The sequence below is a fragment of the Acinetobacter harbinensis genome, assembly GCF_000816495.1.
Lineage (GTDB): Bacteria > Pseudomonadota > Gammaproteobacteria > Pseudomonadales > Moraxellaceae > Acinetobacter > Acinetobacter harbinensis.
Window position 1 is genome coordinate 591,234 of record NZ_JXBK01000001.1, and the last position, 14,401, is coordinate 605,634.

Consider the following 14,401-nt stretch of genomic DNA (forward strand, 5'->3'; position numbering starts at 1 on the left):
TCATCGCAGGGATTAAAGTCGGTTTATGTCATTAATAAATTTGAGCTTAAGTCAGTAGTATTAATTGTCTAATTCTAAATCAGCGTATACTGACTTGGTATGAGGAGTTTTTATGTCTGATTCCAATCCCACATTAGGTAAAGTTGAGTATGGCTCGAAATCTTTTTTGGCTATTTTATGCGCTTTATTTTTAGCAGGATTTGCCTCATTCTCATCGCTATATTGTGTACAGCCGATGATGCCTATCTTTGCAAAGTTCTTTGCAGTTTCACCGACAGACAGTAGTTTTCCCTTATCTTTTTCAACCATTGCTTTAGCAACCGGACTACTTTTTACCGGATTAATCTCAGATCGCTTTGGTCGTAAAATTATTATGGTTTGGGCCTTATTCTTGGCCGCATGTTTGCTGATTTTTAGTGCAATTTTACCCAGTTGGCATGTATTTTTAGCCACACGCATCCTCATTGGTATTGCTGTGAGTGGTGTTGCTGCAGTCGCTATGACTTATATTGGTGAAGAAATTGCAGAAAAAGATATTGGCTTTAGTATGGGGCTGTATATCTCGGGTACAGCCATTGGAGGAATGGGTGGACGACTGATTGCCGGCATTTTGGTGGATTTTGTTTCTTGGCAGAGCGCAACGTTGATTATTGGTCTAATTAATCTGCTTATTGCGATAATTTTTTATAAAATACTGCCTCAATCACAATATTTCAAAGCCTATCCGATTCAGTTTTCTCGCTTTAAACAGTCTTTTAAAAAAAATCTAGCCGACTCTAAGTTAAGGCTGTTGTTTGCTGAAGGCTTTATTTTGATGGGCTGCTTTGTCACGATCTTTAACTATCTCAGTTATCATTTGTTAGAAGCCCCTTTCACTTTGTCACAAACGTGGATTGGCCTTATTTCAATTGTGTATTTGGCCGGTATTTATAGTTCGCCACGCGCTGCGCGTTGGGGACAACAATTTGGGCGGCATCGAGTGCTGTTGTTCATGTTGATCAGCATGATACTGGGTGTACTGATCATGCTGATTCCCTCCATTTGGGCTATCTGTTTAGGTTTATTGCTGTTCACCTTTTCTTTTTTTGCGGCTCATTCCACGGCCAGTAGTTGGGTTGCGGTGCAATCTTTACAGTATCGTGCTGTGGGTTCATCGTTATATTTATTTAGTTATTATTTGGGTTCTAGTGTGATGGGTAGTGGCAGTGGCCTGATTTGGGAAAACTTTGGTTGGCTCGGCTTGAGTACGTTTATTGCTGTGGTATTACTGTTGGGCTTATTTTTCGCATGGAAACTGCAACCGCGTTGATCTCTTTTTAAGTATAAAAATTTAAACGCTTGTTTTTGTGTGTTTTTTAATCATTAAAGTGAGCAAGATTCATGGTAAAATGACCAACTTTCATCTTTTGATGTCTCCTCTTTTACCTGCCAGCCGAGAATAGCTATTCATGTCTACTGCTTATACTGCTCAGACAGCGCCTACTGCGTTGTTTGATTACGACAAATATTGGGCGTCGTGTTTTGAACCTGCCCCATTTTTGCCGATGTCACGCGAGGAAATGGATCAACTTGGCTGGGATGCCTGCGATTTTATTTTAGTCTGTGGCGATGCGTATATCGATCATCCTTCATTTTGTTCGGGCATTATCGGCCGTACCCTTGAGGCACAAGGCTTTCGGGTGGGCATTATTGCGCAACCGGATTGGACCAATGCTGATGCATTTCGAGTCTTAGGTAAACCGACAATTGCGTGGGGAGTGACTGCCGGTAATATGGATTCGATGATTAACCGTTATACGGCAGATCGTAAAATTCGTTCAGATGATGCCTATTCACCCGATAATCAGGCCAATAAACGTCCTGATCGTGCTGCAACGGTTTATAGCCAACGCTGCCGTGAAGCTTTTCCGGATGTACCTGTTTTGTTGGGCGGTATTGAAGCCTCTTTACGCCGAATTGCGCATTATGACTATTGGTCAGATAAAGTGCGTCGCTCGATCCTGATGGACTCAAAAGCCGACCTATTGATGTACGGCAATGGCGAACGTTCGATTACAGAAGTGATGCATCGCCTCGCACGTGGCGAAAAAATTCATGAGATTACGGATGTGCGTGGCACTGCATTTATTGTCAATAAAAGCAATCGCGCATCAAAAGCCAAGTTTGTTGAAATTGCCTCGAATGATGTCGATAGCGTGGGCCGTGTTGATCCGATCATTAATCCCTATGTGATGACCGAAGATTTAGACGGCTGTGAAATTGAAAAAGACAAGGGCAACTCTTTGACGAAATATCAAAATTTCCAAAAAGAAGTGGTCACTAATCCGATCATTCGCCCCGGCGATGATTTAGATCAAGATACGCAAATTGTGCAATTACAAGCTGCACCGTCTAAAGCAATTAAACATAGATTACCTGCGCGTGAATTGGCGGTGATTCGTCTGCCTTCATTTGAAGAAGTGACTGAAGATCCGGTGTTATATGCCCATGCCAATCGCATTTTGCATTTAGAAACCAATCCCGGTAACGCGCGTGCTTTGGTACAAAAACATGGTGAGCGTGATGTATGGCTTAATGCACCGCCTATTCCGCTCACCACGGAAGAGATGGATTATGTGTTTGATTTGCCTTATGCACGTCTGCCGCATCCATCGTATGGCGAAGCGCGTTTTCCTGCATTTGATATGATCAAATTTTCAGTCAACATTATGCGTGGCTGTTTTGGCGGTTGTACGTTCTGTTCCATTACAGAACACGAAGGGCGGATTATTCAGAATCGCTCAGAAGAATCCATTTTACGTGAAGTGGAAAAAATTCGAGATACCGCTCCGGGCTTTACCGGTATTATTTCCGACTTAGGTGGCCCAACGGCAAACATGTATCGTTTGCAGTGTAAAGATCCTGAGATTGAGAAAAACTGCCGTAAACCGTCGTGTGTGTTTCCAGGAGTGTGTCAAAATTTACATACCGATCATGCACCGCTGACCCAATTGTATCGTAAAGCGCGTAGTCTAAAAGGCATTAAAAAGATTTTGATTGGTTCAGGTTTGCGCTATGACCTAGCGGTATTAAATCCTGAATACGTGAAAGAATTGGTTCAGCATCATGTCGGTGGTTATTTAAAAATTGCCCCTGAACATACCGAGAAAGGGCCATTGTCGAAGATGATGAAACCCGGAATTGGGGCTTATGATCGTTTTAAACAAATGTTTGAGCGTTACAGCAAAGAAGCAGGTAAAGAGCAATACTTAATTCCTTACTTCATTGCAGCACATCCGGGAACCACCGAATATGACATGATGAACTTGGCCATTTGGTTAAAGAAAAATGGTTTCCGTGCCGATCAGGTGCAAACTTTTTATCCATCCCCGATGGCCACCGCCACCACCATGTATCATACCGGTAAGAATCCACTGGCCAAAGTGGCGCGTTATACTGAAAATATTGATATTGTTAAAGGCGATAAGCGTCGTCGTATTCATAAAGCCTTCTTGCGTTATCATGATTCAAACAACTGGCCATTGCTGCGTGAGACGCTCAAAGAAATGGGCCGTGCCGATCTGATTGGTAACTCTAAGCAGCATTTGATTCCGACTTATCAGCCGCAAGGGGTGGAAGGTGAGTATCAGTCAGCCCGTAAGAAAAATTCAACCGTGGCCGGTGATTCGCAAAAACGCACGCATGATAGCGCGCGCCCTGCATCGCATGCGGCTGAATCTACGCGTAAACGACCCCAAAAAGGTCAACTATTAACCCAGCATAGCGGTTTGCCGCCGCGTGAAACGGGTGAGAGCAAAGGCCCATTTGGCGCTAAGCTAAAAGCCAAGGTCAAGCCAAAGTCGAAAGCTTAATGGCGATGTAATAAAGGATGCTTCGGCATCCTTTTTTATTCAGTACAGCGATGTAAAGGGCTTGAGCTGATTTTATCGGAATTGTTAGACAATATTCCTAAGTCGCATTGCATTCGGTTTCAAACTTGCGTTATGTTAAAGCCATGATCTAATCAGGGATGAATAGAGATGAAGGCTAAAAATGAAACAACTGCAATGTTTTGTTAGTTTGTATAATCATCTGGTGATGATTAAATACAATTTGTTGATTTTGAAAATCTAATAAAAATAACCGTTATATACTAAAATTTATAATAATCGGTGGGATACCGAATAGATTATAAAAAGCTTAAAGGAATAAGAGAATGATAATTTATATTTTGATCGGGAGCTTACTCCTGATGTGTGTGCTGTACATGGCATGCAAAGGTATGCAAGGCAATAACAAGCCACAAGATAGCGCTTTAAAGCAACGGGCGATGTTCAATCTGCATGAACAAATGACCTATGCACGGCTCAAAGAAATTTTACCCAACAGCACCATCTTGGCTCATGTGTCTTTTGATGCGTTGCTGACCACTAAATATTCGCGTACGCGGCATAAGTATCGCAATATGGTGGCAGATTTTGTGGTAATGAATCCACAGCATCAAGTGTCGGCCATTATTGCGGTGGATGATCCTATGGTGTTAAAGCGTCCACAAAATGCGCAATATCAAGATGCACTTTTGACTCTGGCCGGTTATCGGGTGATTCGCTATGAAGATGTACCCGAATACGCGCAATTAAGACAAGATTTTCTGCAAGCAGAGACAGCACCTTTACACCCCGAGACTGAGGTGGATGAGATGGGAAAAAAATATAGTTTTTATCCAAATTTACCCACCAAGAAAATCCGTCTCTTGGGTTAATGCCACTGGGCATGCCCATGATTGGTCATGCTCAGCAGTTTCTTAAACAGGCGTTCTTTAGTTCTTTCATTCAAGTGTTTGGGCCTTAAGCCACTGTACGTACTGCTGTGACGGTCATTTCCACCAACACATCCGGCGTGTAAAGCTTAGATTCAACACAGGTGCGGGCTGGTGCTTGACCATCTGCCACCCATGCATCCCAAATTTCATTCATCGCGGCATAATCTTGATCAATATCTTTTAAGAAAATGAGTACAGATAAAATCTGTGTTTTATCTGTACCGGCATCGGCCAATAAGCGGTCAATGTTATCGAGCGTTTGTTGAGTCTGAGATTTAATATCTTGTGCGGTGTCATCGGCCAATTGTCCAGCCAAATGCACCAAATTGCCTGACATAGCCACTTCACAATAACGTTTTTCGATATGAAGGCGTTGTACGGTCATCATTATTCATCCTGTATTTTGCTTGATCAAGCGTTATCTGTTGCACTCAAACACGCTCTGTATAGATTGCGCAGCGGTGTGTGTTGCGCAGTATTTTATCGCATGGCTGAAATTTTCGCGCATTTAACCGGACGTGACAATGCTGAAGTGGACACAAGATGATTTGAGATGAAAGCAGAGGTGTGCCAAGAGGCAGAAGATCAAGATGTGACACAGAGTTGCCCTGTAATATTCGGATTTGATCGTCACGCCAATCACAGGACAGTTTGCTAAAAATAAAGGTGATTTTTAGCAGCTCAGCATACATGGATAAATGCAGCGCGCGGCTAGCGTAGCGCAAAATAGAAACTTTGCATAGTCCGTTGTACGTATTTTGCCCATTTTATTCTGTAGGCTGAAAAAATAAGGATTGATTTACCACAAGCATAGTTGCGGTTGCTCGTCTGAATTGGACAGTTGGTAGACGCCTACCCCAATTAAGCGAAATTTAAGGTGTTCTGACAGCTGCATTTCAATTAAAAGTTGCTGCATGACTTGTTGTAGTTGCTTTTGATTTTCTAACGGATGTTTAAAGCTTTTGCTGTGCTGCAACACTTGAAAATTATTTAATTTAAGTTTAGCCGATACCCCACGCGCGGACAGTTGCTTGTTTTGCAAACTCCTCCAGACTTGTGCCACTAATTGAGGCCAATGGGGCAGACACTGCATCAGGGTTAAGTCTGTTTCAAAAGTGGTTTCTTTGGAAATTTGCCGACGTTCACGCTCTGCTTGTACTGGCCGCTCATCGATACCTTGGCCATATAAATATAATTGCTGACCATATTTACCAAAATGCTGAATTAGCAAGCTTTGCTCAATTTTTTGTAAATCCCCTAAGGTGTGTAATTTTAAATTTTCAAGTTTTTGTTGGGTCACTTTACCGACCCCCGGAATTTTTTTAAGCGGTAAATGCTGAATAAATTCGGCGACATGTTGTGGTTTAATCACAAAAATGCCGTTCGGTTTATGCCAATCGGAGGCAATTTTCGCCAAAAACTTATTTGGTGCCACGCCTGCGGATGCGGTTAAGCCAGTCGCTTGAACAATATCCTGTTGAATGCGCATGGCCACTTCGGTGGCACTGGCAATATTTTGCAAATTTTCAGTAACATCTAAATAGGCTTCATCTAAAGATAAGGGTTCAATTAACAGGGTATAGCGCTGAAAAATCTGATGAATTTGCTCAGAAATTTGACGATATTTTTCAAAGTTAGGCTCAAGCACAATCAGCTGGGGACAGCGTTGTCTGGCTTGTGACATCGACATGGCCGAGCGTAATCCAAACTTACGTGCAGGATAAGAGGCGGCCACCACCACTGCGCGGGGATGATGATAAGACACCACCACCGGTAAGTGCTGTAGCTCGGGTCGATCTTTCAGTTCAACGGAAGCATAAAAGGCATCCATATCGATGTGAATGATTTTTCTCATGCCCTGTGATTGGCTACCGATGGATCAATAAGCATGGCATTGTCTCATTTTTAGTGAATAACGCATAGCATGGCCCTACGCGTGACGACAGCAGCTGACGGTCAGAAATCAGCTTTAATTTTTCTAAGGATGATGGTGGTATTGAATGGTTTAAATTTTTTATCTTCTCTACAGGCTGTTTATCGAGGTATTTCACTTCAGCTTAAGTTCCTTATCTTGGTTTAGGCTGAGGTGTGTTTTTGAGTGGCTGCAGTCCATTTTTGTGTAAAAAGCGATTCCAATCGGCTGTGTCGCCATTAAAGACATTTAAGTCGACGCTTTTCGCAATGCCTTTAATTTCACCCTGATTAGTATGTTGCCAGAATAGCCATTTTGGATTATTTTTGAGTTGTGGCTTGCCTTGATATTCACGAACCCAGAGCGGTGTTTTGCTGAACTGACCTGCCAAGATAATGTTATAAAACGCTTTTGAAATATAGAAAATTGGTTGTTTGCCATAATGCTGATACAGACGATCATGCATCAGTTGAATTTCTTTCAGCAGCTGTTCTTTGGTAAAGGTGTTAATGCACTGCGCATCGTATTCTAAATCTATGACTGGCGGCAAAGCGTCGGTTTTATTGGGCACGGTGGCAATAAAATTCTGTGCTTGAATTTCACCAGAGCGGCATAAACGATAAAAATGATAAGCACCCACGGTTAAGCCATGTTCCCGTGCTTGAAGCCAATATTGCTGAAATTTCTGGTCTTTAAAATCACCACCTTCAGTGGCTTTTAAATAGACAAATTGATATTTTTGTGGCGAAATTTTGGCCCATTGAATATCCCCTTGATGATGTGAGACATCAAAGCCTTGAATGGGATACTGCTGCGCCGCTGCAGGATGCGGATGTAACAGTAAGCTATAAAAAAGTACAGCGATAAAAATAATCACCACACCAAGATAAAGTGCAGCTCGTATTTTAACGTAAGGGTAAAGCCGAGGTTTTAAGGACATAGCTGATTTTGGACTGGCAGTGCTGCCTTATCATAACGCGACTGCGCTGGTTCGCGCAGTCTATTTGTATACAGTGCCTAAACGGATGTATTGCGTGGAATATGCCAAAAAATCGCGGCGGTAATAATATTGATGGCGCCCAAACAGAATAAGGTGGCGTGAAAGGCATTACTGATCTGCGCGATACCATAGTGTGCAGTAAAGATATTGACCAAGGTGCCTGCCAGTGCAACCCCGATACTCATCGACAGCATCATGATCATGGATAAAAAACTATTGCCACTACTGGCATCGCTAGGTGCTAAATCTTTAAGCGTGAGGGTATTCATCGCAACAAATTGCACCGAATTTAACACACCAAAAATAAAGAAATGTACCGTGCGCAGCCAAATTGGGGTGTCGGCGGTGGTGAAGGCTAAACTGGCAATACATGCACCGACCAATAAGGTATTGACCAATAATACCTGTCGATAGCCAAAGCGCTGAATCATCGGTCGAATCAGCGGTTTAGATACCAATGAGCCTAAAACAGTCGGAATCATCATTAAACCGGTAATGAGAGGACTAAACCCGAAAGCCACTTGTAGCATCAGCGGCAGTAAAAAAGGCAAAGCATTCCCGCCTAAGCGTGCAAAGAAATTACCTAAAACACCAATGGTATAAATGCGATTTTCAAACAGCTGTCGCCGAAATAAAGCATTGGCATGGCGGGTGGCATGATAAGCATACAGCGCAACTGCAACCAGCCCACCGACAATAAACAAAGTGCTTAATATGGGTGTTTTATCGGCATCTGCTAGGCTTTCAATGCCCAAAGACAAGCCGACCATGGCCAAGAGCAACAGGATAAAACCCGAAAAGTCGAATTTTTGCACTGTTTTTTCCATCACATTCGGCATGGCTTTAAAGGTGACCAAAATACCCAATAGTCCCATCGGTAGATTAATCAAAAAAATCCAATGCCATGTCGCGACCTCTACCAACCAACCGCCTAAGGTGGGCCCAATTAATGGACCAATTAAGCCGGCCAAACTCATCAGACTCATCGCGGATAAAAACTGGTGACGTGGAATCAGCTTGAGCATAGCCAGTCGACCCACAGGCAACAATAACGCACCGCCTAAACCTTGGATGACCCGAAAAAATAACAATTGTTCTAAACTTTGCGAAAAGGCACAGCCCAAAGAGGCCAAACTAAAAATTACAATCGAAGAAAAATAGATATTACGGATACCAAAACGATCGGCCAGCCAACCGCTTAACGGAATACAGGCCGCCACAGACAGCACATAGGCCACCACCACACTGTGCATATTTAAAGGCTGTTCATTTAAACTGGCGGCCATGGCCGGCAGCGCCGTATTGACAATGGTCGAATCTAAAGCCTGCATAAAAAAGCCGATAGAGACCAAAAACACCAAGAGTCTAAATTCAGGTTGTAGGGCTTGATGGGCAGATGGGGCGTTCATAATCCAGAGAAAGGTAGATTTTTAATCAGTTTAAAGCAATCCAGCCATGATGCTGTAAGAAAAGGTTATATCGCAGTTGTGGAGAGGGAAAGTGATTGCTGATCTCAGTCGCACAGTCGGCTTCAGTAGTAGCAAGTGCAGACTATAGAGACAGTACTTTTCAGCACTCAGTGCCATTAAGTAGGCCATCGATGGCGCTGATCTTAACTCTAGAAAGAATGGTGAAAAATACTCTGGCCACGCCTTTTAACGCTGATAACAAAATCTTGTCTGCATTGTGTCATTAAAATGCCATAAAAATGTCATAATCTGAGCCGAGCGCTTCGGCACTTTGCACGGCTCTTTTAATTGATGAATAAGGTTTGGTTTTTATGACAATCGAGATTTTGATGGTTGTTGGCTTTTGTCTGGCTGCTTATTCAATTGTTGCAAATGATGTGCCACAAACGCTGGGCACCTTTATTTCATCAAATGCGCATCGACCTTGGTGGTTGTTGTGGCTGTATACCAGCAGTATTTTAACCGTGGTGTTGTTGTACGGTTGGTGGGTGTCGGGCGTCGGTGATGCCTCTTATGGACGGCTTGAAACCATTGCCTTTCCTGCATCTGGCATCACGTGGCTGTATATTGTGCCACCAATTATATTAATTATTTTAACCCGCTATGGTATTCCTGTCAGCACCACCTTTTTGGTGTTGACGATTTTCTCTCCCAGCAGTTTAGGTTCGATGCTGACCAAATCAATGATGGGTTATGCCGTGGCCTTTGTGGTCGCCATCATTGTCTATCGTTTTGTGATTAAAGGCATCTCGGTCTATTTCAGTAAAACCCGTGATCATAAACCCTCACATCTGTGGATTGGGGTGCAGTGGGTATCTACAGCTTTTTTATGGAGCCAGTGGCTGATTCAAGACTTGGCCAATATTTTTGTTTATGTGCCGCGTCAAGTCCCGCTGGAGTTTTTGATTTTTGCCATTGTGGTGTTTATTTTGCTGTTGGGCATGATTTTTTACCAACGCGGCGGCGCAATTCAAAAAATTATCGATACCAAAACGGGGGTGGCCGACATTCGTTCAGCCACCATCATTGATTTTATTTATGCGCTGATTCTGTTGGTGTTTAAAGAGTGGAGCAATATTCCGATGAGCACCACGTGGGTGTTCTTGGGTCTGTTGGCAGGGCGTGAATTTGCCATGTCGATGCATTTGGTTGAAGTGAATAAATATCGCACCTCACGCAATGTCAGTAAAGATGCCATGAAGTTAATGATTGGTCTCATTATGAGTATTGTCTTGGCCACCACATTGCCGTGGTTCTATCGGGTGATTTCAGGTTAACACCTGATAGAAATTAAAAAGCGAGCACAGAGCTCGCTTTTTTGATCTTCAATTTAAACGGTAAAATGACTTGGCGCTTCTAGATTTTTAAGCACATTAAACACTTGATCGGCATGCGTGCAGACAATTAATTTGGCCCGATGTTGTGCCGGTAAAAAGCCTTCTGTCACAGCATGATCCAGCTGAGCAATGAGCGCATCATAAAAGCCATTCACGTTATACAGCATCATCGGTTTTTGATGTTGATTGAGCTGTCCCCAAGTGGCAATTTCTAAAATTTCTTCAAAAGTACCTAAGCCACCGGGTAAGGCAACAAACGCACTGGCGCGCTCTGCCATCATGGCTTTACGCTCATGCATATTGCGCACCACGTGTAATTCAGTTAGCTGATTATGTGCAATTTCATAATCTAGCATAAATTCAGGAATTACACCGACGGCTTCCGCGCCATGATTAATCGCTGCATCGGCCACTTGTCCCATCAGGCCAATACTGGCACCGCCGTAGACCAGTCCAAAACCCAAGTCGGCCAGACCTTCAGCAAGGGCGATGGCTTTTTCTTTATAAATGGCTTTATTGCCACAACGCGAACCACAATACAAAGCAATAAGCGGTTGAGTGGTTTGCGCAGTTGGATTGCTCGATTGAGTCGTCATTTTTAATACACTATTCATCATGTTAATTTTCACCATAGCATTTTATTTTTGCCTGCTCTAGCTTAGATAAAGTTTTTGACACCACAGGCTTCATCTGCAAATCACTTTGCAAAGATTTGTTAAAGCTGTGCAGTAAAAAAATAAGCGATAACGCAAAAAAGGATGAATTTCTACTTCATCTTGTTATACTAAAAATCAGTTTCCTAACAAATGAATCAACATGGGTAGTGGTTGTCAACACGCCGAACAGATCAATGGGTCGAAAAAAATTAGTCCCTCGAGTGTTCAAAAAGTATTTACCGATTTTAACTTCAGTGCTCAATCTGCCGTGCTTCAGCCGCAGCAGGAGTACATCCGATGATTTTTGAATGGATGTCCGATCCTGCAGCGTGGGTCGGGCTGGCCACTTTGGTGGTATTAGAAATTGTCCTCGGTATCGACAATCTGGTGTTTATTGCCATTTTGGCGGAAAAACTTCCGCCTGAACAGCGCAATACCGGACGTATTGTCGGCTTAATACTGGCGCTGGTCATGCGCTTGATCTTATTGGCTTCCATTGCTTGGGTTATCACCTTAACTCAACCGATGTTCTATGTGTTGGAGCATGCCTTCTCTGGCCGTGACTTAATTTTGCTGTTTGGTGGTGTGTTCTTGTTGTTTAAAGGCACCATGGAACTGCATGAACGCATTGAAGGCACACAAGCACAAAAAGAAGAAAATCCAGTCCATGCTGCATTTTGGATGGTGATTGTACAAATTGTGGTTTTAGATGCGGTGTTCTCGTTAGACAGCGTCATTACTGCGGTCGGGATGGTCAAAGAGCTGTCGGTGATGATGATTGCGGTGATAATCGCCGTGGGTATCATGCTGTGGGCCTCTAAGCCACTGATGGACTTTGTCAATAAACATCCCACGGTGGTGATTTTATGCTTGGGCTTTTTGATGATGATTGGTTTTTCACTCATCGTTGAAGGCTTTGGTTTTCATATTCCAAAAGGTTACTTATACGCCGCGATTGGCTTTTCGGTGGTGGTTGAATTTGTCAATCAGACCATGCGTCGCAATCAAGAAAAAATGGTCACCACCACCGACTTACGTTATCGCACCGCCTCTGCGGTAATGCGTATGTTGGGCGGTAAAAATGAAGCGCAAAATCATGATTCCGAAGATGTCTTGGCCACGCGTGCTTTTGCAGATGAAGTGTTTAATGAAGACAATGGCGCTTATCACAGTGTGATGGTACAAGGCGTACTGGGTTTGTCGGAGCGCCCTGTTAAATCGGTCATGACCCCACGCCCAGAGCTTGAGTGGATTGATCTAGATGAAGATGAAGCCTCGATTAAACAACAACTGCTGAGCATGACTCACTCGCGTTTAATTATCGCACGTGGTGAATTGGACAATATTGCCGGTATTGTGTTGACGCATAAAGTAATGAATGAATACATTGAAACCGGCGTCCTGAATTTTGAACGTCATTTGCGTGAACCGGTGATTGTGCATGAAAATGCGCAGGTGTTAATGGTGATGGAGCAACTGCGCCAAGCACCGCTACAAATGGCCATTATCTTAAATGAATATGGTTCAATTGAAGGGATCGCCACACCCATTGACGTGTTAGAGGCCATTGCCGGTGAATTTCCCGATGAAGATGAATATGAAACTTCAGCGGAAAGTCTACAAGATGGCACCTTAATTTTAGATGGTTCTACCGATATTCGTCATGTGTCGTTACTGTTAGGCCGCGATTTGGTCGATGACTCTGAACAATACTCGACGCTTTCAGGCTATATCCTGTTTCACTTGGGACGTTTGCCTGAAAGTGGTGCCAAATTAGAAGCGGATCACTATATTTTTGAGGTGGTCACGATGGATGGACATAAAATTGATAAAGTCCATATCATTCCGCAACTAGACACCAAGGCTGAACATTAATTTTAGTGCATCTGATGTTTTAACCGAATTGAATTGATTAAAATAGCCCGCATTGTTGGGCTATTTTTTATAGGAAAAAATGATGTCAGAACATGCCTGTCCCTGTGGACACGGACAGTACGCCAGCTGTTGTCAACCGCTGCATTTAGGTCAGTTGCACGCCAGCAGTGCCGAGCAACTCATGCGTTCGCGTTACAGTGCTTTTGCCAAGCAGCAGATTGATTATGTGTTGCATACCACGGCCATTGGACAACAAGCGGACCTAGATAAAGTGGCCATTCGGGATTGGAGTCAGGCCAATCAATGGCTGAAGTTAGAGCTGTTGCCCCATCCCCTTAAGCTGGATAAACAGCATGCACAGGTTGCGTTTAAAGCGCATTATCATGATGGCACAGCCATGCAACTGCATCAGGAAGTTTCCTATTTTGTGCTACACGCCGACAGATGGTATTTTTTAGATCCCACCACCGAGTTAAAAACAAGCATGAAGCAGCCTTGCGTCTGTGGCTCGGGGAAAAAATTTAAACAATGTTGTGCACGCTATCTATAATTTTATGCCGGATTTATCTTAGAATAGCGCGCATCAATTACCTTCAATGGAAGAAGGGCAATGCTACTTTTGGTCATTTATATTGTTGCAATTACCGCGGAAGCCATGACGGGCGCACTGTCGGCCGGTCGGCGCAGTATGGATTGGTTTGGCGTCATTTTAATTGCCTGTGTCACGGCCTTGGGCGGTGGCTCAGTTCGTGACGTGTTGTTGGGACATTATCCGCTGACGTGGGTCAAGCATCCTGAATATTTGGTTTTAACCTGTGCAGCCGCTTTTGTCACCATTTTAATTGCCAAATGGATGCGGCATTTACGCACCATCTTTTTGGTGTTGGATGCGATGGGACTGATTGGTTTTACCGTGATTGGCTGTCAGATTGCCTTGCAAATGGGCCATGGTTTTGTGGTTTCAGCCGTAGCCGGCGTACTCACTGGGGTTTCCGGCGGAATTTTGCGTGATATCTTATGTAATGACGTTCCCTTGGTGTTCCGCCGTGAACTGTATGCCAGTATCTCTTTTGTTTCGGTAATTTGCTATTGGGTCTGTCAAGAGATTGGTTTTTCCTTAGAAGTGACCGTGATTACCACCTTAGTCTTTGGAATTTCTTTACGCTGTATCGCGATTTACTTTGGTTTAGAGATGCCAAAATTTATCTATAAAGATGATGATGATCAGTCGGCCTCTTCAAAAGATGCCTCTTAGTGCAGTGCGATCAATCGGCTAAAATGCAAAGCCCAAGATGCTGATTTTGTATAACCGTAGATAAAAATAACGTCAAGCCGTAAGGTCATAGATCAA

12 protein-coding genes are annotated in these 14,401 nt (G+C 43.4%); 7 read left to right on the forward strand and 5 right to left on the reverse strand.

Annotated features, from left to right (window positions below):
• Window positions 1-112: 112 nt before the first annotated feature.
• The 3 genes from SE27_RS02780 (at window position 113) to SE27_RS02790 (ending at window position 4,741) form a co-directional block, all read left to right on the forward strand.
• Window positions 113-1,309, forward strand: coding sequence for an MFS transporter (locus SE27_RS02780; protein ID WP_052251697.1), 1,197 nt, complete (start codon window positions 113-115; stop codon window positions 1,307-1,309).
• Between the two features lie 139 nt (window positions 1,310-1,448).
• Complete coding sequence (locus SE27_RS02785) at window positions 1,449-3,851, forward strand: YgiQ family radical SAM protein (RefSeq protein ID WP_039620664.1); 2,403 nt, start codon at window positions 1,449-1,451, stop codon at window positions 3,849-3,851.
• A gap of 344 nt (window positions 3,852-4,195) precedes the next feature.
• Complete coding sequence (locus SE27_RS02790; RefSeq protein WP_039620665.1) at window positions 4,196-4,741, forward strand: DUF2726 domain-containing protein; 546 nt, start codon at window positions 4,196-4,198, stop codon at window positions 4,739-4,741.
• Between the two features lie 85 nt (window positions 4,742-4,826).
• Here the strand turns inward: SE27_RS02790 and SE27_RS02795 are convergent, their stop codons facing one another.
• The 4 genes from SE27_RS02795 to mdtD all read right to left on the reverse strand — a co-directional run bounded on the left by SE27_RS02795 (window position 4,827) and on the right by mdtD (window position 9,122).
• Window positions 4,827-5,186 carry a RidA family protein gene (locus tag SE27_RS02795; RefSeq protein ID WP_039623762.1) on the reverse strand — a complete coding sequence of 120 codons (360 nt, stop codon included), beginning with the start codon at window positions 5,184-5,186 and terminating at the stop codon, window positions 4,827-4,829.
• Window positions 5,187-5,600: 414 nt separating this feature from the next.
• Window positions 5,601-6,656, reverse strand: coding sequence for a DNA polymerase IV (gene dinB / locus SE27_RS02800; protein ID WP_039620667.1), 1,056 nt, complete (start codon window positions 6,654-6,656; stop codon window positions 5,601-5,603).
• A gap of 211 nt (window positions 6,657-6,867) precedes the next feature.
• Window positions 6,868-7,653, reverse strand: coding sequence for a glycoside hydrolase family 25 protein (locus tag SE27_RS02805; RefSeq protein WP_052251698.1), 786 nt, complete (start codon window positions 7,651-7,653; stop codon window positions 6,868-6,870).
• Window positions 7,654-7,730: 77 nt separating this feature from the next.
• The gene (mdtD, locus tag SE27_RS02810) at window positions 7,731-9,122 is read right to left on the reverse strand and encodes a multidrug transporter subunit MdtD (RefSeq protein ID WP_039620669.1); all 1,392 of its coding nucleotides are present in this window, start codon (window positions 9,120-9,122) and stop codon (window positions 7,731-7,733) included.
• 371 nt (window positions 9,123-9,493) lie between these two features.
• On the opposite strand from mdtD, the gene SE27_RS02815 reads away from it, so the two are divergent.
• Entirely contained in the window at window positions 9,494-10,459 is a 966-nt protein-coding gene (locus SE27_RS02815) for a hypothetical protein (RefSeq protein WP_039620671.1), read from the forward strand.
• 53 nt (window positions 10,460-10,512) lie between these two features.
• Here the strand turns inward: SE27_RS02815 and SE27_RS02820 are convergent, their stop codons facing one another.
• Window positions 10,513-11,133 carry an LOG family protein gene (locus SE27_RS02820; protein WP_039623765.1) on the reverse strand — a complete coding sequence of 207 codons (621 nt, stop codon included), beginning with the start codon at window positions 11,131-11,133 and terminating at the stop codon, window positions 10,513-10,515.
• Between the two features lie 339 nt (window positions 11,134-11,472).
• Between SE27_RS02820 and SE27_RS02825 the strand changes: the two genes are divergently transcribed.
• The 3 genes from SE27_RS02825 to SE27_RS02835 all read left to right on the forward strand — a co-directional run bounded on the left by SE27_RS02825 (window position 11,473) and on the right by SE27_RS02835 (window position 14,305).
• Window positions 11,473-13,050, forward strand: coding sequence for a TerC family protein (locus SE27_RS02825; RefSeq protein WP_039620673.1), 1,578 nt, complete (start codon window positions 11,473-11,475; stop codon window positions 13,048-13,050).
• 79 nt (window positions 13,051-13,129) lie between these two features.
• A complete protein-coding gene (locus SE27_RS02830; RefSeq protein ID WP_039620675.1) occupies window positions 13,130-13,600 on the forward strand; it encodes a YchJ family protein in 471 nt (156 codons plus the stop codon).
• 60 nt (window positions 13,601-13,660) lie between these two features.
• Window positions 13,661-14,305 carry a trimeric intracellular cation channel family protein gene (locus tag SE27_RS02835; protein WP_039620677.1) on the forward strand — a complete coding sequence of 215 codons (645 nt, stop codon included), beginning with the start codon at window positions 13,661-13,663 and terminating at the stop codon, window positions 14,303-14,305.
• Window positions 14,306-14,401 lie beyond the last annotated feature (96 nt).